We start from the raw sequence: 19,423 nt of genomic DNA on the forward strand, positions 1-19,423 counted from the left end.
TTAAGGCAATTATACAAATAATCGGGCAGCTGCGGCCAATTACAAGGCTTGCATCAGGTCGGCAAAATTCTGTTTCTCGACCAGTTCCAGAAATTCATCACCCAGACGCTGGCTTTCAGCAATACATTGCTTCCAGAGCTGAATCCGCTGGGTTTGATCTAAACCTTTTAAAGTAAAGTCCTTGCGGTCCGGTAAACGTCCCAAAGGCAAACTTTGTAGATATTCCCGAGAAGGAGAGATGAGCAAAGTGCGTGCCTGATTTTCCGGATTTGAGGTGCGTTTAAATAACTTGTCAAACCAGCCCGGCGTAATGCTGTCAGTAAAATGCGGATACAGTACAATGCCTTTGCTCTGGAAGGGTAGGTCAATGTGATAGTCAATTAAACCACCATCGCGGTAATAACCTTGCGGTGCATCCGGAATATTATTTACTGCCGCCATCACCCCCGGAATAGAGGCAGATGCCATTAGCCAGGACAGGACACTCTGTTCAGTCAGGGTATGGTAATGCGTGGTAAATCGATCTTCAGCGATTTTAAACTGTTCACCCATATTCGGTTGGCTGATGACCCGTTGCATAAAATGACGGCTGTGCTTGCGTGCAACTGCAGTCGCCCCGACAATTCCGGCTACAGAAGCCAGTAAAGGTAAGGCTTTGTCACTCTGGAAAATGTGTTGGGCTTTAATCGACAACACGGTCAGATGATAATCTGGATGATTAACTAGCTCATTCTCTTTGCCTTGGACCAAGTCGAATAACATGCCGCGGCAGACTTCGCTCACTTCCAAACGTGACATTTTCTTATGGAAGTAAAGGTTGGTATACAGTTCAGCTAGGCGTTCGGTTCCTTGTTTAGCACCATGAGCAGCAATACTGGCAAAACGCCAGCTGCCAATGGAAGAACCCACCAGGGTTCTACGCTGAGGAGCACGTAGAAAAAAATCACCAAAAATTGCCTGATCCAACCCCTGAATACCGATACCTTTCGGGCCCCCTGCAGCCCCAGGAACAATATCCACCTGTTCGGGTTGTAAACCTTGTTGCAGAATCAGCTCACGTGCCAGGTGCCCGGCACGGATTTTCAGGGCAGGGGCATGTTTTTGTAAAATCTGCATAGAGGTTTAACCCATATTCGACCAGTGAGGGCTTATTTTAAGCGTTGTGCCTTTGGACCCAATGGCAAGATGTGCCCTAAGGTGACTTTAGAGTCATATGACATTCAGCAAATAAAAAAGCCTGAACAAATCAGGCTTTTTGGAACTAGAAACCGTGGTATTGAATTCCGATAGATGCCAGTCCATAGCGTTTATCTAAACGAGATGCTGTGACACCGTTATACAGAAAAGGTACATAGCCAACGAGGTTGTTTTGGAACAGTTGACCTTGCAGATAGCCTGTCAGCTTTGGAGTAAAATCATAACTAAACTTGGCACCAAAAGTATGGTTATCCTTGATCGGTGAGTTTCCAAAATTGCTGATTCGGTCATCAATATCCTTGCGCCATAAACGTTGGTATTGATAAGCGAGCTGGCTTTCGAATTGACGGTAACGCCAATTCCATGAGCCACCTAGAGAAGCATAGTAACTGTCGTAATTAAGGTCTTTTTGAATATCAACTCCGAAGTCTCGGGCATTACCTTCTACAATGATTGTAAAAAGATCATCACATTGTGGAGTACTGATCGCAGTATATTGATTATTAGAAGATACGGTGACATTTGCTGAGCACCCATTCATCCCTAATTTTTCATGGGTTGCCTGAAATTTGAGTTGTTCTACACTGACTTTGCTATAACCAATACCTGTGAATAAATTGATTTGATTCATAAAGTCAATTTGATGGGAAAAAATGCCATCTAGCTGGAACTGTAAATCTTTAATATCTTCAACCTGAATATCTTGCAAAGGGGTACTAATATTACCGACTTGGGTTGATCCAGATTTCTTAATATTGTCTGATATATTACTCCAAGCACTAAGCTTTAAATCAAATGCGGACTTAGAAGTTTGTAACGTTTCGGGGCTAAAAGTTAAAGCTAAATATGGAGTTTGAATCTCATTATTATCTTTTCCATATTCAATCTCACGATGCCAGTAAGCACCTTCTATATTAAATAGAGGCGAAATTTGGTAATCAGCTTTAATATGGAAACCTTTATAGTCTCCAGCATCACCCTTAACTCCTTCTGAATCCCGAATATCAAAAATATCAACAGTATCATTAACCATGTCAATACCTAGACTAATAGATGCTTTGGTATCAGTCTTTGCTAATGACTTTGCTTGAGTAAATAAATAATCTGTTGTCGCTAAAGCAGGAATACTAAAAGCAGATGTACATACAAAAGTACAAAATATTTTTTTCACTATTTTAATCACCAAGTGAATTTGTTAAAAAAGCCAGTGTGTAACACTGGCTTTATGCTTTATGTCATTAAGGAGTCGTTACAGGGTTAAATTTGAAATAGCCTTCTACATAATAAGCATTTGTAAATACGGTACCTAAAACATTTGCAGACGGTACTTGATTAATACCCAGGTTAGGACTTGCCGTATAGCTACTTAATTTAACATAAGTTTTCACTTGAGCGGCCCCTACTGTTACAACTTCATTGTAATAAGTATTAAAAGCTGATTGAAGAGAATCGCTCTTATCTGAGAATGATCCTAAGTCAATTACACCATTGTTTACTGTTAATTCAATATCTGTATTTGGAGTAATTGTAAAATTGTTATAACTGCCAAGTTTAGTAACATTAGATTGAACTTTTACAGAAGAACCTGCAGGCAGTACAGCTTTAGTAGCTAGTCCCACTCCATTGAAGTAAATTTTTACTGAATCCAAAACCAGACTAAGATATTTTGGCCCGGCATTAACCTCTAGACCAATTTTGGCTGTTTCAGGTACATTAACATTAGGACGTGCAAGAGTTAAATTAATTGTTGGAATACCAGAAAATTCTTCTTTTGCTAATAACATAGGAGTTGCTTCAGAAGAATTTTTGAATTCTGCTAAAGAACGTCCACCAATTTCAAGTTGGGTAAACTCAGAAGATGGAATTACAGGTGCTGCTGGAATACTTTCTTGAATAACCTCAAGCAGGGCAGAATTTGTAGGACTAGTAAGCGCATCCACAAGCGCAGACCCATTTCCACTTAATCCAACTGTTGATATTGCAGTAGAGATAGCTGTCACATTATTCGCGATACTTGTAGTATCAATTGTAAATGGAACAAGCTCTTCTGCTTCAGCAACAATATCAGCAAATAAACTGGTGTCATAAACGCCATTACTTATCAGTGGTTCATTTTTAAGAACTTCTCCAAGCGCTTCTGCAGCGATTAAGGTTGCTGCATCTGCAGATGCTCCAGATTCTTCAATTGCGTCTTCAATTTGTGTTAATAATTGTTGAACTAAGAAAACAGTAGCTAATTGTTCTGCTGAGCCTTGCGTAACTGGGTTAAATGAACTGACGTCTGTTGTTTCTAAGAAACCAAGGTTTTTTAGAACTTCTTTAAAGTCTTCTTCTGGTAAAATTGCTTCTAAAGTTGTAAGTGGGCTAGCAACCGCATTATTAATATTTTCTAAATTACGACTTTTGACTTTTAATGTACCTGTAAATTCTTTTTTGGTAACAGTATCTATACCACCAGTAATTGTAATTGCTGATGCAGTACAACCTGTAGGTAATGTAAACTTAAATTTACCATTATTATCTGTAGCATTTGTAATAGTATAGTTGTTGCAATCATCAAGTCGAACTGTTGCATTTTCTAAATAGAAGTCGACTGCGACACCAGAAAAAGTTTTTCCAGATGGTGTTGATGAACCACCTCCACTACCTCCACCACCGCCACAAGCAGCGAGTAAGGAGGTTGTAAGTGCTAATGCAGTTAATTTGAATGTGTGATTCATCATGATGATATTTCCCTAAACCTGAAAATGTGATGTTTATATATTATGCTGTACGTTATACAAATAATTGCTTAAAAAATAAATAAAAATGTGAATTAAATCTAGAGCTATTAAATATCTTTTACAAAATAACTATTAAATAATTTATATATTGATAAAGCAAAAAATAAGCCCATTTAAAAATGGACTTATTCAAATACAATAATTATTTAATTATCCGCCAGACAGCAAGTATGCTTGCCAGCACAATCAGAATCACTGACACAAACCATGGTGAAATAATTGCAATTGAAAGCAAAATGGCCATGATGCTGCCAAAAATCCAGCTACGTTTTTGCTGATGTTCCATTTGCAGGCGCATACTTTGCAATTCATTGAGCTGTTTGGCATGCCAGGCCGACTGGTTTTTTAGACCGTTCAGGCTGTCGATCATCAAGGTTGGTAAATCCTGCGCCCCTAAAAGCAGATCCGGGATTTTCTGTCCCAGTTCTTTCAGATTTTTCTGCGGATTCATCTGTGCCTTGATCCAGTCGGTCAGGATCGGTTTGGCCAGAATCCAGATATCCAGTTCCGGATATAGGTCAGTGCCTAGGCCCTCCACATGGACTAATGTTTTCAATAACAACATCAGTTGCGGTGGAATTTCCAGATGAAAGCGACGGGCAATGTCCATGACCTGAATCAGAATGCCGGCAAAGTCGAGTTCATGCATTGGTTTTGAGACCATTGGCCCTACAGTACGGCGCATTTCGCGTGCCAGCGCATCCTGATCGGTACCTGGTGGAATCCAACCCGCCTGATGTACAATCTGGATCAGCTGCATAAAGTCGCTGTTCATGACCGCCAGCAGCATGCGCGCCACAGTCATCTGATCATGTTTGGATAGCTCGCCCATAATCGCACAGTCCAGTGCGATAAAGCGCGGATTGGCCGGATTAATGGTTTCTACAAAGACATTGCCTGGATGCATGTCGGCATGGAAGAAGTTATCCCGGAATACTTGGGTAAAGAAGATGGTGAGACCTTTACGTGCCAGGTCAGCACGATCCATACCCAGTTCATCAAAGGTGGCAATATCCGAGATCGGTACACCGGTAATCCGTTCTGCGACCAGTACATCCTTGCTGTCCATGTAGACTTCAGGCACATACATCATGCTGGAGCCGGTGAAATAATGACGCATCCGGCGGGTATTATCCGCTTCCAGAGTCAGGTCCAGCTCATTCAGAATGATCTGACGATAATCCTGAATAATTTCCGATAAATGTAAGGCACGCGCTGCTTCCAGACGTTTTTCCAGAAAATCACCCAGCCAGCTCAGGATCTCGAAATCCTGCAAAATCTGATTACGGATATTTGGGCGGGTCACTTTCACTACCACTTCCCGGCCATCATGCAGAGCAGCAGTATGCACCTGTGCAATTGATGCAGCAGCAAGTGGCTGAGCATCAAAACGGGCGAACAGGGTGTTTACATCGGCTTTCAGCGATTCCTGAATACGCATTTTAGCCACGTCATTGTCGAATGGCTTGACGCGATCCTGTAGCAAGACCAGTTGTTGCAATACTTCAGGTGGAATCAGGTCACGACGCGTAGATAGCAATTGGCCCAGTTTGATTGCCAGTGGCCCCATTTCCTCTAAAGCTTCTTTCAGCTTGAGAGGATTTTTACGCTCTCGGCTGGACCATGCAGCCGGATGCATACGAATCAGGGACAGGATATGACGGCTTTTTTCTGGGAGTTCTTCCGCAGGAAACAACGTATCGAGTCGATAATGCGCGGCAATGCACCAGAGTTCGAGTAAACGTGAAACATGCGGAATCATAAAGTGGTGTACCTAGTTTTGAGTTGAATCTTGTTGATTTTCAATCTGTATCTGAAGCTGACGAATCTTGGCTTCTACACGATCAATATTTTGATTGAGTATACGCGTATCTTGCTGTAAATCATCCATTTGCCAACGTGCAGCAAATAGATCGCTGTCTTCTTTAAGCGTATCTTCCATAAAGAACAGACCGCTTTGCAGACTGCGTTTGAGATGTTTGGGTGCCAGTTGCAATTTGCCAATTTCATGCGCAAGGGTTGGTCCGATCCATGGGCTTAAATGAGTCGCCAGATCAGGTTCAGCCTGTTGCATAATGCGCTGGATTTCCTGCAATAACTTATAATCACCTTGCAGCGGAATATTGCCTATTTCATCTGAAAGCAGCAGTTTCAGCAGGCTAATGACATTATCGACTTGTAAAGTCGCAGTGGCTTCGGAAATCTGTGTAGTACCGGTTTCATAAGGCCGCTGTTCAAAAATCGAAGCAGCTTCAGTATGCCCAGTGGCTGTTGGTTCCAGGCGAACCTTGCCATCATCAAAGAATACATCTACAGAAAGCTGCGGTGAGGTAATTACTACACGTAGCATTTTGCCAGCCAATGCATTTAACTGGATGCGGGTAATCGCATCCAGATCAATGAAATGGTGAATCACACGTTCAACGGCACCAAGTGCCAGAATTGACCACATGAATGGGAACCTTAAAGTTTAAAACCACGGTGAACGGCAACGATACCACCCGTCAGGTTATGGTAATCACAGTTCTGGAAGCCGGCATTTTCCATCATGCCTTTTAGGGTGCGCTGATCTGGGTGCATACGAATCGATTCTGCCAGATATTTATAGCTTTCAGAATCATTGGCAATGATTTTACCCATGATTGGCAATGCCGTGAACGAATACAGGTCATACAGTTTCGAGAATGGCTCAAAGACTGGTTTAGAAAATTCTAAAACAAGAAGACGGCCACCTGGCTTAAGCACACGGTACATCGAAGCAAGTGCAGCATCTTTATCAGTGACGTTACGTAGACCAAATGAAATGGTTAACAGGTCAAAACTGTTATCTGCAAATGGCTCTAAAGTTTCGGCATTAGCAAGTACGAAATCAACATTGGTACAGCCCGCATCAATCAAGCGATCACGACCCACATTTAGCATGGATTCGTTGATGTCAGATAACACTACATGACCGGTTGGACCAACTTCACGGCTGAATACTTTGGCCAGGTCACCCGTACCACCGGCGATATCCAGCACATGCTGACCACGGCGCACGCCTGACATGTTAATGGCAAAACGTTTCCATAGACGGTGAATACCAAAAGACATCAGGTCATTCATGATGTCGTATTTGCTGGCTACAGAATGGAATACTTCCGCGACTTTTTGCGCCTTTTCTTCACTGCTGACAGTCTGATAGCCGAAGTGAGTGGTTGGACCGACATTACCGGTATTCGCCCCACGTGGCAGATTATATTTCGGTATGCTACCTGTGACAGGTGTATCAGTCAGACGTTGTTCTAGAGACTGTTGCTGACCTTGTGGGGCACCTTGTGGTAACGGTGCAGTTAAGAATGGGCTCACTTTGTCTGTTTGTTGTGCCGACTCAGCTGTAGGGGTAGGCGTAGTATTTTCATTGGACATTGGAGTCACTCCTAACAGATCAATGGGGTTAATCTTGCATGCGTGCATGGACTGCATAATGACAGATTCTAAGATGTTATACAGCAATCATCATGCAATTGTTATGAATAATATACAGAAAAATGCGTCTTTAGCTGAAATCTCAGCCGAAAAATCGATCTTAATTGATGATAAAAAGTCATGATATACGTTCTGAATTTTTATATCTTCCTGCTGATGCGGTGCACCATAGCTTAATTAAATGGCGAGTCAAAACCTACTCAATTCTTTGTAGGTTTTTGCTTACATTGATTCAGGTTTTTAGCAACTATTTTATAGTGGTAGAAATTTCATATGATAAGTTCATCAGGAACAGGATGTTCCCTCTAAGAATAAAAATAGATAAATACAAGGAAAGTAAGGTACGACAGGAGTTATACCAAGCGAACCAATACGAAAAACCCCGGCAGGATGCCGGGGTTTTTCATTTTGTATCCAGAATTTTTAAGATTCGTCCAGTTTATGGATGAACTGGTTTTTACCATAGCGAATGGACAGTTGATCCAGTTCATAATAAAGACCATCTCCGAGTGCATAATCCCCACGTTCAACAGAGATAATCCGTTGTTTATCTGTAGTAATCACAATATGAAAATAGCCTATCTTTAACTTGCATTTCAGATCATGAACAAGCATCGCCTGACCGTAAATATCTAAAGACTTATGGCTTTCAATCTGTATATCTTGAGCATCAATTTTATAACTGTTTATTGAAGGTCTCAGGTTTATTTGTACAGTGCCGCGAATAGATAACTGTTTGTACCCCATTACATTTTTCCTAAAATTCATTGACATGGGTACATCTATAAAGAATCAAGATATACGGAGGCTTAGATAACACGTAAGCCGATCAAGTACGTTGACCATAAACAGATTAATTTCTGTAAATTTTGCATAATTTTTATAACTTTATTAAAGACTATAACTGATTGATACGATTAGGGATTTGGAACCATTATTTTGTCTATTTATTGAGACGTGATTTTTTTGTATCGATGAAATTACTACGATTTAAAATAGCTGGTTGATTGGGTTAAGAGAATAAGGCAAGCAGATGCCAGCCTTATCCTGAGGTGATATTTTCAGATTTTTTAAGCTGTCGGGAATTAACGGAAAGGCTGTGGATCGCCAGCATGCACGCGATCAATGATATTACGCTCAGTTGCCGTAAATTCACGTACAAACTTTTCTGCGGACTTAAGTGGTTTCATCGCCAGAAATCCATCCTGCATAAACTCATACATGACTTCAAAACGGTATTTTTCTGCGGCACCTTTACACATTTTAAATGCTGCCTGCACAATGAAAGACCGCATATATTTATCCAGATGAGTACCAAGCTGATCCAGCATAGCTAACTGTTTAAGGCGATCCTGGCTCTGATCCAGCTTTAAATAGGTCAGACGCATAATTTCATCAGTCAGTGATTCGGCTGGATGATAATCTTCCAATAACTGTTGTGCCACCTGCTCATCAAGCTGTACCGCAAGAATGGCCAGCTCTACTCCGTGAGTGCCGGTCTTGATCGCATTATCCGGAATCAGCTTTTCTGCCTTATGTGCATAGCGCGTCAAGCGGGCAATCTGTTCTGCCAGCGCATCGAAGTCCGGTCCACCATAGAGACGGTTCAGGAAATATTCTGACATCAGCACATTTTGCTTTTCTGCAAACTGCTTGGCATGAGTGCGTTGCATACGCTCTTTTTGCCAGAGCTGGACATCTTGCAGACGTTGTTGCAGTTCCGGTTGCTTGTGATAGTTCAGCTGATAATAACGTTCCAGAAGATCGTCTAAAACCGCAAGTTTGGACATGGGAAGTTCAAATATGATTATGGATGTGGGAATCTTAGAACGAGTTAGGATGGCGCGCTATGACAAATTGACCGGTTGCACAGGATTTGAAGTCAATTTGTTGAAAAGTTCGACAAAAAAGATCGTTTAAAAATCGTAGCGATCGCTATTCACCAGGCAAGAAGCCTGTCTATACTGTATTCAGGAACAAGAAAAACAGAACAGGTTATGTCTACAGAACAGCAACAATTTCAATTGATTGAAGAAAATGAATTATCGTTACAGCTTATCGATGCGCAATATGCCCTGAAAGATACACGCGGACAGAAGAATGCTAAAAGTGTAGTCGTACTGGTCAATGGAATTGAACTGGCCGGCAAAGGGGAAGCGGTTAAGCAATTACGGGAATGGGTTGACCCGCGTTATTTGCGGGTAAAAGCAGACCAGCCAAGGCCCCTGAATGAAAGACAGACTTTCTGGCAGCCTTATGCACGATTTATCCCGGCTGAAGGACAGATCATGGTGTTGTTTGGTAACTGGTACACAGATTTGCTAAGTACCGCCATGCATGTAGCGAATCCTATAGATGAAAGCATGTTTGATCATTATATTGAACAGATGCGTGCCTTTGAGCAGGATCTGAAAAATAACCATGTTGATGTGATCAAGATCTGGTTTGATCTGCCCTGGAAGTCTTTACAAAAACGTTTAGATGATATTGATCCAAGTGAGATGCATTGGCATCGTTTACACGGTCTGGATTGGCGCAGTCGTAAGCAATATGACGCGATCCAGCGTTTGCGTCAGCGCTTTACCAATGACTGGATCATCATTGATGGTGAAGATGAAACCCTGCGTGACCAGCAGTTTGCCCAGACTATTCTTGCGGCCTTGAAACACTGTCCGGATCATCCTGCTAAAGGAAGTAAGACATGGTCCCCGGCATTTATTCCTGAAGCATTGCTGCAGCCTTCGCGGGAGCCGGTGGATCAGAATACCTATAAGGACGAACTCAAGAAACTGACCCGCAAGGTAGCCAGTGCAATGCGTATGGATCAACGTAATGTGGTGATTGTATTCGAGGGGATGGATGCAGCCGGTAAAGGGGGAGCAATCAAGCGGCTGGTGAAAAAGCTTGATCCACGCGAATATGAAATTCATACCATTGGTGCACCGGAAAAATATGAATTGCGCCGTCCTTATTTGTGGCGTTTCTGGACTAGGTTACAGCCGGAAGACAAGATTACGATTTTTGACCGGTCCTGGTATGGACGGGTACTGGTAGAACGGATTGAAGAACTGATTAGTCCTGCGCAATGGCAGGCATCTTATGCAGAAATTAACCGGTTTGAAAATGACCTGATTGAGGCGCAAACCGTGATTATCAAGTTCTGGCTAGCGATTTCCAAGGACGAACAGGCTGAACGTTTTAAGGCGCGTGAACAGACGCCGCATAAGCGTTTCAAGATCACTGATGAAGACTGGCGTAACCGTGAACGCTGGGAGGATTATTTGCAGGCAGCGGCAGATATGTTTGAGCATACCAGCACCGATCAGGCGCCATGGCATGTGATTGCTACCGATGATAAAGATAGCGCGCGTTTACAAATCTTGAAGACTATACTGAAACAGCTTGGCGTAAGTTAATACGACCAAGCTGCGTTTAAATAAGATGATTCTAAATCAAAATTATACTGTTTTAGCTTGCTGTTTTTGCTGGATATTTTTGGCTAGTTTATAAGAGTCTTCCACATGTGCCTCGGCAACTTTTTTCATTACGAAGTAGCCTAAACTTGCAGCAATTAACTGACCACCGAGCGGGATAAATTTGGTCACTTGCTTGGTGATATATTTTGCGGCAACATTATTGATGGATTTTTTTACCGCCGTACGTGCCACTACAAAACCAGAAAATTGTACGCCGCGTTTACGTAATTCATCCCATTGAACCTGTTTGGTTTTTGGATCAAATACGCTGACCTGCTCTGGTGCCAAGCCGAATCGGGCATTGATTTCAGGAATCAGCTGTGACAGGATGCCGACGTCAATCAAGACATCAAGAAACGGTACCGGAATCACGGCTGCACCTGCAGACATATAGGCACGCTTCTTAATCAGCTCCAGGCATTCTTCACGGATCTGTTCTAGATTTAAACTTGGATCAATTTGATCGGGAAATTTGTCTAATTTCATGGGCGATTACCTAAAGCTTCCTGTTGTTGTTTTTCTAAAAAAGTATCCATAAGATGCTTTTTTAAAAGAAATTTTTCTACTTAAGTGTAGATTAAAAGTGACATAGACAGAACAGGGTGTATAGTAAATAATCTTTATTGTTTTGTAGTGCTGCTTTCTTTTAATTTGGGGAATTCATGGCTATTCATGTTATTCAAAGTCAGAAAATTGATGTGCTTTTGGATAGCATGCTGCTGGTTACGAGTCAGCAGAAAAGAACTGCTTTTCAGGTGCTTGAGCCGCAGCATTTCATTGTGCCTTCGCCCGCAGTTGAAGCTTGGCTCACCCAGAAAATTGCCGAGAAAAAGGGCATCAGTGCCAATACACAATTTCACCACCGAATTCGTGCTTTTCAATGGACTTCTTATCAATGGGTGCTAAATAGCCAGAAAGAGCTGGAGCAGGTCCGTGAAGCCAATATTCCACGTATCATCATTAAGTGGCGAGTCTTTCAGGCGCTGCGTAAGACCATTCTGGCGGATGAAATTCCACTCAAATCCCAGCATCCGCTGTATTCGATTGTAAAGCGAATTTATGACAGCGCTGACCGTCTGGAACAGCCGAATGAGCGCCTGCTTAAAAAGCAAAGCATGCTGTACTGGGTCTGTGAACAGGTATCGCGCCTGTTTAGCCACTATATGGACTATCGCGGCTATTGCGCACGCAATTGTCCGCCGCAACAATGTAGTTGCCCGACCAACTGGCTGAACAACTGGGGACAGAATCTGCCTTTAGAAATAGAGCAGATGCTATATATCCCCAAAGATGAAAATGGCCAGGAAATTCCGGTAGCAGATTTCGTCAAAATTCAGGCGCGGGAACTGGAAGCCTGGCAGCGCTGGCTGTGGCAAAACGTATTTCAGGATGACTATGCCAAAATCCTGGAAATTGAAAAGCTGTACTGGGAACGCATTGAAAATCCGGAAACCCGAACGCAGGCCTTAAAGCAGCTGCCATCCCAGGTGGTGGTCTTTAGCATGCTGGAATTGCCACCGGCCCAGCTGGATTTCTTACGCCGTCTGGGTCAGTACATCGAGATTTATATTTTCCATTTTAACCCGTCACAGGAATACTGGGCGGATAGTGTCGATCCGAGCTGGAAGGCGCGCTATGACCTGGGTGTACAGGAACGCTTTATCCGCAAATATGAACAGTCGCGTGGAGCCAAGCCGAGTGATGAGGAAATTGCTGCATTCTGGAAAAAGTTCCAGCTGAACTTTAATGCTGAAGACCGTGAATCACGTCATCCTTTACTGACCCGTTTTGGTAAGCAGGCACGGGATCACTTTTCTCTATTATCCAAACTGTCTTCGGGTGAGGAAGGACATTGGGCGGATGCCTTTGTGGATGACTATCAGGACCATCTGCTGGCAAAAATCCAGTCGGATATTCTGTATCTGGTAGAACCGGAGCGGCATACTTATCCCTTGAAGCCAGACGATAGCTCGGTACAGATCCATGTCTGTCATTCTTCATTACGCCAACTGGAAGTACTGCGCGAACAAATCATTCACTGGCTGGCTCAGGGCACAAAAGAAGTACCGCGTCAGCCAAGTGATATCCTGGTATTGAGTCCAAACCTGAAAGAACTGGAACCGGCGATTCGTAGTGTCTTTGCCCCACCACCACGTGAACGAGAAGGCGGCCAGACCCGTCTGCGCAAAAACAATATTTATCTGCCGATCCAGATATCCGGGGTATCCCGTCTGGATGTCAGCAATGCCTGGCGTGCCGTGCTGGGCCGCATACAGTTGATGCATCGCCGTTTTAGTATTGAAGATTTTGCCGATTGGCTGAGTTTAAGTGCGACCCAGCAGTACTATGCATTGGACTATGCACAAGTGGAACGCATCATCCAGCTGCTCAGTGATGCCGGCTTTAAACGCGGCTTGGATCAGCAGCATTTACAGCAACAGTTATATGAAGGTGATGAAGATTACCGCTTTAGCTTCCGCTTTGCTCTGGATCGCTTGGTACTGGGCATGGCGGTGCCAGAACATCAGCTGTTTGAAGATACTCTCAGTTATGCCAAAGTGCTCAGCAGTGATTTTCCGCTGATTGTTATCCTGATCCAGATTTATGAGGATTTCAATGAACGTCGCGGCTGGCTGAATGCGCATGAGCAGGGACAGCGTACACCGGTAAAAACCTGGCTGGAATATCTAAATCGGGACGTGAATGAATTCCGCAGCAATGGGGTTGAGTCATTAAAAACCGTAGCAGAAATCATTGAAAAGCAGATGCGTATGCTGACGCTGGCCGATTATCATGATCAGGATGATCCAAATGCGATTCAGGAACTGGTGGCATTGAGCTTACCATTGCCTTATGTCTTGGAAGAAATCCAGAATAGCCTGGACATGCAGCTGGATCAGGCCGAACCGACCGGGCAAATTACCTTTAGCCAGATTGGCCAGATTCGTCCACTGCCTTATAAGCTGGTGGTGATGCTGAATCTGGATACTGGCAAATTCCCGAGCCGAAATCAGAAGCTACCGTTTGACTTGATGAGCATTCTCAAGCCACAGCTCGGTGACCGCTCCCGTCTGGATGATGATCAGGGTGCATTTCTGGATGCCTTGCTGTTAGCACAGGAAAATCTGTGGCTATTCTACAACGGCTTTGATGTGAATGATGGAGAAGTGCGTGATCCATCCACGTCATTACAGGAATTGATCCAGCATATTGCCCTGATCTGCCAGTCCGAGCATCCAGATGCAGATGTCGATGTGATGACCGAGATGAATAGCTTGCCAGTCGCGGCGCATATCCAGCAGCTTTATCATGTGCATCCTCTACAGCCTTTTGATCCAGTTGGTTTTAGTACATTGCGTACCCCACGTTTTCAGGATCAGTGGCATGATGTGGCTTCTTTTCTTTGCAAGGCTGAAGGGCAGCGTCGCAGCTGGATTAATACCCATTGTCCGCCAGTACAGCAGGAGCAGATTCGGATTCTGCATGGCGATGAATGGATTCGGGACATGATCTTCCCGGCACGTCTGTTCCTGAAAAGTGTTGGCATTTCCAGTGTGAAATATAAAGACTTGCCCGCGGCACAGGAACCGTTATTGCTGGATAAATTGCAGCAATATCAGGTACGGGATTTTCTACAGCAGCAGGAACAGGAAATAGATACCCGGTTGATGCTGGATCGTCTGCCAGTCGGAAAAACCCAGGAAGCAACCTGGCTGAGTACCCAGCAGGAACAGGAATTGCTGCAACAGCGCCTACAGCAACTGGACAAACAGATTACTCGTACCACGCAGCAAAACTATCGTTATTCATCTGATCTGATGTTGCAGATTACTGTGCCGCAGCAACCGAATGCGTCGTACTGGCTGAGTATGCAGTCCGCTTCAGCCTCAGAGCGCCGTCGCGCGCATGTCTGGCTGGAATATCTGCTCTGGCTGGCCTATTTAAATGATGACAGTTATAGCGCAGAGCTGGAACGAATTGTGCTGTTCAGTAACAAGACCGTAAAATTCTGCAAGGTGACATCTTCTCAGGCTAAAGAATATTTGACTCACTGGTTTAAGGCTTGGGAAGCAGGTCAGCAGCAACCGGTAGTGTTACCGGCTGAGCTCATTCTGAAAAAAGACTGGCAATGGGAAACCAATGAGCAGGGTCAAATGATTATTGGTGATCTGGATAAGCTGTTGGCGGCCTGGAACAACACTTATGAAAGTACCCGCCCACTGAGTTCGGATGAGTCCTGTGTATTGCATCAGGACTGGCAGTTCATTTTGCAGGATCAGGATCCAGAGCAGGCGTTGCAGCATAGTCTGCTAAAATTTGCCTATGACTTGTATGCTCCGATTCAACAACATTTAGAGTGGGTAAAATAAATGACCATGGCCCCTCAACAGCAGCATAAAATTTCAACCAATCCAATTCAGGACATGGCCTTTACTGGTCTGCACTGGATCGAGGCTTCTGCAGGAACCGGCAAAACCTATACCCTATCTAGCCTGATGGTACGGATTTTTCTGGATAAATACTATCCACATCAGGTCATTGCGACCACATTTACCCGTAAGGCAACAGCTGAACTGAAAAGTCGGGTACGCGCACGTGTGGAAGAAACTTTGCGTTATATCCAGCGCTATCAGCATCTCAATTCGGTAGAAATGGCCCAAAAAATCGAGCAGGAATCTGATCCGTTGTTGCAGAAAGTGCTGCAAGATTATGGCGGTCGTATGGACTACGCTCGCCGTCGTCTGGGATTGGTACTAAACCAACTGGATGAACTGTTTGTCGGCACGCTGGACAGTTTTAGCCAGAAGCTGCTGCGTGAATTTGCCTTTGAAAGTGGTCGGATTGAACGTGCTGAGCTGACTGAAGATCAGGACCTGTATATTCAGCAGCTGATTCATGATGTATTACGGGAATGGATCCAGCAGCAGCCGCAGTATGTCATTAACCAGATGTATTTACAGAACCAGCTTAAATCCCCTGAGCACTATGTGGGACTGGTACGTGATGCACTCAATTTTAGCGCCAATCATTTCCAGTCAGTCCGCCAGGTAGAATGGGATTTGGGTGAACTAGATGCCTGTATTGAGCAGCTGGTCAATATCAGTCCGGCAGAGCTGCTCAAGATGCAGACTTACTGCACCGAAACCCCGAAATATTTTCATAAAAACTTTCATGCAAAACTGTCGGAAATCTGCAGCAATTTTTCTGATTGGACGGTACAGCTGAGTGAACAGAAGGGGATGTGCTTCTTTGATCCTGAGCTGTGCAAGCTGGTGCTGAAGTTATGTTATCTGCTGCGTAATAAAACTGATTTTCAGCCAGGCAAGCAGCGTTTTACCAAAAGCTGTAGCGAAGAAGAGCAGCAGTATTTCCTCAGCCATCCGCTGATCTGTGCCATCGAAGCCCTGTGCAATGTGAAACAGGCACTGGATGAGAAATTCAAACAGCTCACGGCTTATCTGGAATATCACCTGATTCGCAGTGTGCAGCATCGTCTGCCACAAACTTTACAGAAGCAGGGAGAGACTACCTTCTCGCAACAGATCCGTACCCTGACTGAAGCCTTACAAGGTAAGCAGGGGCGCCGTTTTGCCCAGTTTGTGCAGTCACGTTATCCCTTAATTCTGGTAGATGAATTTCAGGACACCAACCAGGATCAGGACGATCTGCTGGCACGAATCTGGCGAGATGCTGCGCGGGTACAGCTCGGCTGTATGATCATGGTTGGTGATCCAAAACAGGCGATTTACGGTTTCCGTGGCGGCGACATGCTGACCTATAACAAGGCACATGCTGATGTCCGTTTAAAGCAGGGCCATGAATATACCCTGACCCAGAACCACCGCTCGGTCAAAGCTCTGGTGGAAGTGGTTGATGCCCTGTTTCAGCGGCAGATGGATTTTGGTGAAAGTGTTAATTATAGTTTGATTCAGGCTGGTAGTCGTCCCCATCCGGACCTGATTGATTCCGCACAAGCTAATCCTTATCCATTACGCTGGATGCAGCTGGGTGAGCAGGAGCATGAAGCCGATCAGGTGGCCTGGAAAATCCGCGAATTACTGAACCAATCTGCACAGCAACAACTGTATTTCCAGCAGCAGGACAGTTCTGCTCCTCTAACTGAGGATGATATTGCCGTACTGTCCTTTGGACATTATGCGCTGGAACAGGTCAAACAGCGTCTGCAACGCATGGGAATTGCCTGTTATAAGGAGTCAAAACAGAGTGTCTTTGCCAGTAATGTGGCACAGGATGTCGCCGCGGTGCTGACCGCGATCATGGACCCGTTTAATGAGGCCAAGGTTCGTCGTGCTTTAGTGACCCGTCTGCTCGGCTTTGACCTGAAAAAGCTGCTGGAGCTGCAACAGCAGCCAGTTGGCCTAAGTACTTTTATTGCCGATTTTGAGGTGATCCGGGAAATGTGGTTCGACAAGGGCTTCCTGAGTGCTTGGAACTATGCCCTGAACCTGTTTGACGTCTGGACTAATCTGGTATCGAGCCAGAGCATTGATAATGAGCGTGTTGTGGTCAATCTGCGTCATCTGACCGAAATTCTGTCGCAGCAAAGCGAATATTATCAGGGTTCACAGAAACTGTATTACTGGTATCTGCGCCAGCTACAGTCTCCTTCTGGCAAGGACAGCGAAAAAGAGCGCAAGCTCTCTGGCGATCGTGGCGTACAGTTGCTGACAATCCATGCCTCCAAAGGTCTTGAATTCAAAATCGTATTCCTGATGGGCGCTGATGCGCCGTTTGACGTCAACAAAGGTAACCTTAACTTCTCGCTGGCCGGTCATGAGCAGGACGATATTCTGAATCAGTCACGAGTGATTGCGGTAAATCGTGAGGATCTGCATGAACAGGCACAGCTGCAGAATGCAGCACGGAATGCTGCAGAGAATCACCGTCTCTGGTATGTGGCGCTAACGCGTGCCAGCCATCGGGTTTACGCCATGCTGCAGGATCAGAGTGGTCAATCAGATTCGTGTCTGGCCTACTGGCGTGGGCAGGGTGAGCAGGTCTTCCAGCACCCGCTCAGCTGTATGGAAAATACCTTAACAGCAGCGCCACCGCGTATTGCGGTAGAACGGACGCAAACAGCACCGGAATTAGTTGCTCATCCTTTACCGGAACAGCAGTTCTATCCACGGACCAAAACCAGCTTCACCGCTTTATCGAGACATCAGCTGCATGTAACCGTACTGCAAGATGATCTGGTCAGTCTATATGAACACCCAGAAAGTGCTGCCGATGAAATCCATCTGCAGACAGAAGCAGAAGTGCTGCAACAGCCATTGGACTGGATCAAGCTGAATTTTCCTAAAGGTACTGTGGCCGGAACTTTCTTGCACAGTATTTTCGAGCATCTGGATTTTCAGGATAGCAGTTACTGGAATCTGGAAATCCGCCGTCGTTTCAAGAATACCGCGCCACATATCTGGATGGAATTGAAAGACCGGTTCCAGCAGGATTTTCAGATTCTAGAGCTACTGCAGCAGGCCTTCCAGCAGTATTATCTGCAGGCCACGATTAACCTGAATACTCTGTTTAAACGGGTAGCCAGTAATGCCAGCTTAAAAGCAGGAGCGCTAGCTGAGGCTATTTTGCATGTTATGGCCAGCGTCAACTACAAACTGTTGACCGGTATCCGCTTGCATGACCAAAGTGTTGCCTATCGCCATACATGGCACAGCTTTTTCCAGCAGCCATCTTTAGATGTCACTCATTTTCTACAGTTTATGACGCAGTTTGAGCGTTATTTTCTGGAACTGGATGATGATGCCTTTATTCAGCAGTTTGAGCAGGAAATGGGGCAGCTGCCTAAAGCAAGCACGCATGAAAATCTTGATGTGACTGGACTAATGCAGCAGTCAGCGGATCTATTCTTTGAAGAATTATCCGAAGATATTCTGCTGAATCTAATGCATGATTGGGTCGGGGAAATCCTGAACACACCGATTCAGAGCGAGTTTCGTTTAAGCCAGCTGGATCAGCACAGCTTTTTGTCGGAATTCCTGTTTTATCTGGCTTTGAATGATGCCCCGTTACAGATTCGCCAGATTCAGCAGCTGTTTGCGGATTATGGCCTGATCATGCCGGACTTTAATGAGGCCAAATCGGCACGTTACCTGACCGGGGCAATTGACCTGGTATATTTTGATGGTCAGCGCTATCACATCGCTGATTATAAGAGTAACTATCTCGGTGCCAATCAGCAGGATTATCTGCCGGAAGCAATTCATGACAGCATGACGCATTCCAGTTACTGGTTGCAGGCTGCCCTGTATCTGGTCGCCATGCACCGCTATTTAAGCGCTAATTTGCAGGGTTATGACATCCGGCAGCATCTGGGTGGAGCGACCTATTTGTATCTGCGTGGCATGAATGGGCAGGCCGGACAGGGGCTATATCACTGGCAGCCTGAAGTTGAATTTATCCAAAAATTGGATCATATTCTGGGCTATTATGCGGTGAATAAGTCAGCATAAAATGGCGAAA

At 44.7% G+C, this 19,423-nt stretch carries 12 protein-coding genes; 3 read left to right on the plus strand and 9 right to left on the minus strand.

What is annotated here, in order from left to right:
• Positions 1–39: 39 nt before the first annotated feature.
• From B3D47_RS02290 to B3D47_RS02325, 8 genes are all read right to left on the minus strand, one after another.
• The gene (locus B3D47_RS02290) at positions 40–1,116 is read right to left on the minus strand and encodes a patatin-like phospholipase family protein (RefSeq protein WP_286859710.1); all 1,077 of its coding nucleotides are present in this window, start codon (positions 1,114–1,116) and stop codon (positions 40–42) included.
• Positions 1,117–1,261: 145 nt separating this feature from the next.
• Positions 1,262–2,368: a hypothetical protein gene (locus B3D47_RS02295; RefSeq protein ID WP_286859712.1), complete on the minus strand. Its 1,107-nt coding sequence runs from the start codon at positions 2,366–2,368 to the stop codon at positions 1,262–1,264.
• Positions 2,369–2,435: 67 nt separating this feature from the next.
• Entirely contained in the window at positions 2,436–3,920 is a 1,485-nt protein-coding gene (locus B3D47_RS02300) for a hypothetical protein (RefSeq protein ID WP_286859714.1), read from the minus strand.
• 202 nt (positions 3,921–4,122) lie between these two features.
• The gene (locus B3D47_RS02305) at positions 4,123–5,742 is read right to left on the minus strand and encodes an ABC1 kinase family protein (protein WP_286859716.1); all 1,620 of its coding nucleotides are present in this window, start codon (positions 5,740–5,742) and stop codon (positions 4,123–4,125) included.
• A gap of 12 nt (positions 5,743–5,754) precedes the next feature.
• Positions 5,755–6,432 carry a ubiquinone biosynthesis accessory factor UbiJ gene (locus B3D47_RS02310; RefSeq protein ID WP_286859718.1) on the minus strand — a complete coding sequence of 226 codons (678 nt, stop codon included), beginning with the start codon at positions 6,430–6,432 and terminating at the stop codon, positions 5,755–5,757.
• A gap of 11 nt (positions 6,433–6,443) precedes the next feature.
• A complete protein-coding gene (gene ubiE / locus B3D47_RS02315) occupies positions 6,444–7,388 on the minus strand; it encodes a bifunctional demethylmenaquinone methyltransferase/2-methoxy-6-polyprenyl-1,4-benzoquinol methylase UbiE (protein ID WP_004890506.1) in 945 nt (314 codons plus the stop codon).
• 483 nt (positions 7,389–7,871) lie between these two features.
• Entirely contained in the window at positions 7,872–8,195 is a 324-nt protein-coding gene (locus B3D47_RS02320) for a hypothetical protein (RefSeq protein WP_004813497.1), read from the minus strand.
• Positions 8,196–8,533: 338 nt separating this feature from the next.
• Positions 8,534–9,238, minus strand: a complete 705-nt coding sequence (locus B3D47_RS02325) for an FFLEELY motif protein (RefSeq protein ID WP_286859720.1) — start codon at positions 9,236–9,238, stop codon at positions 8,534–8,536.
• Positions 9,239–9,445: 207 nt separating this feature from the next.
• On the opposite strand from B3D47_RS02325, the gene B3D47_RS02330 reads away from it, so the two are divergent.
• Positions 9,446–10,864: a polyphosphate:AMP phosphotransferase gene (locus B3D47_RS02330; protein ID WP_004890497.1), complete on the plus strand. Its 1,419-nt coding sequence runs from the start codon at positions 9,446–9,448 to the stop codon at positions 10,862–10,864.
• 42 nt (positions 10,865–10,906) lie between these two features.
• Here B3D47_RS02330 and B3D47_RS02335 read toward each other — a convergent pair whose 3' ends face one another.
• Positions 10,907–11,410, minus strand: coding sequence for a hypothetical protein (locus tag B3D47_RS02335; RefSeq protein ID WP_004890494.1), 504 nt, complete (start codon positions 11,408–11,410; stop codon positions 10,907–10,909).
• A gap of 176 nt (positions 11,411–11,586) precedes the next feature.
• Here B3D47_RS02335 and B3D47_RS02340 point away from each other — a divergent pair, with 176 nt between their 5' ends.
• Positions 11,587–15,294 carry an exodeoxyribonuclease V subunit gamma gene (locus B3D47_RS02340; protein WP_286859725.1) on the plus strand — a complete coding sequence of 1,236 codons (3,708 nt, stop codon included), beginning with the start codon at positions 11,587–11,589 and terminating at the stop codon, positions 15,292–15,294.
• Positions 15,295–19,413: a UvrD-helicase domain-containing protein gene (locus B3D47_RS02345; protein ID WP_286859727.1), complete on the plus strand. Its 4,119-nt coding sequence runs from the start codon at positions 15,295–15,297 to the stop codon at positions 19,411–19,413. It begins immediately after the preceding gene.
• The last annotated feature ends 10 nt before the right edge of the window (positions 19,414–19,423 follow it).

The organism is Acinetobacter sp. UBA3461 (assembly GCF_002381195.1).
Lineage (GTDB): Bacteria > Pseudomonadota > Gammaproteobacteria > Pseudomonadales > Moraxellaceae > Acinetobacter > Acinetobacter schindleri.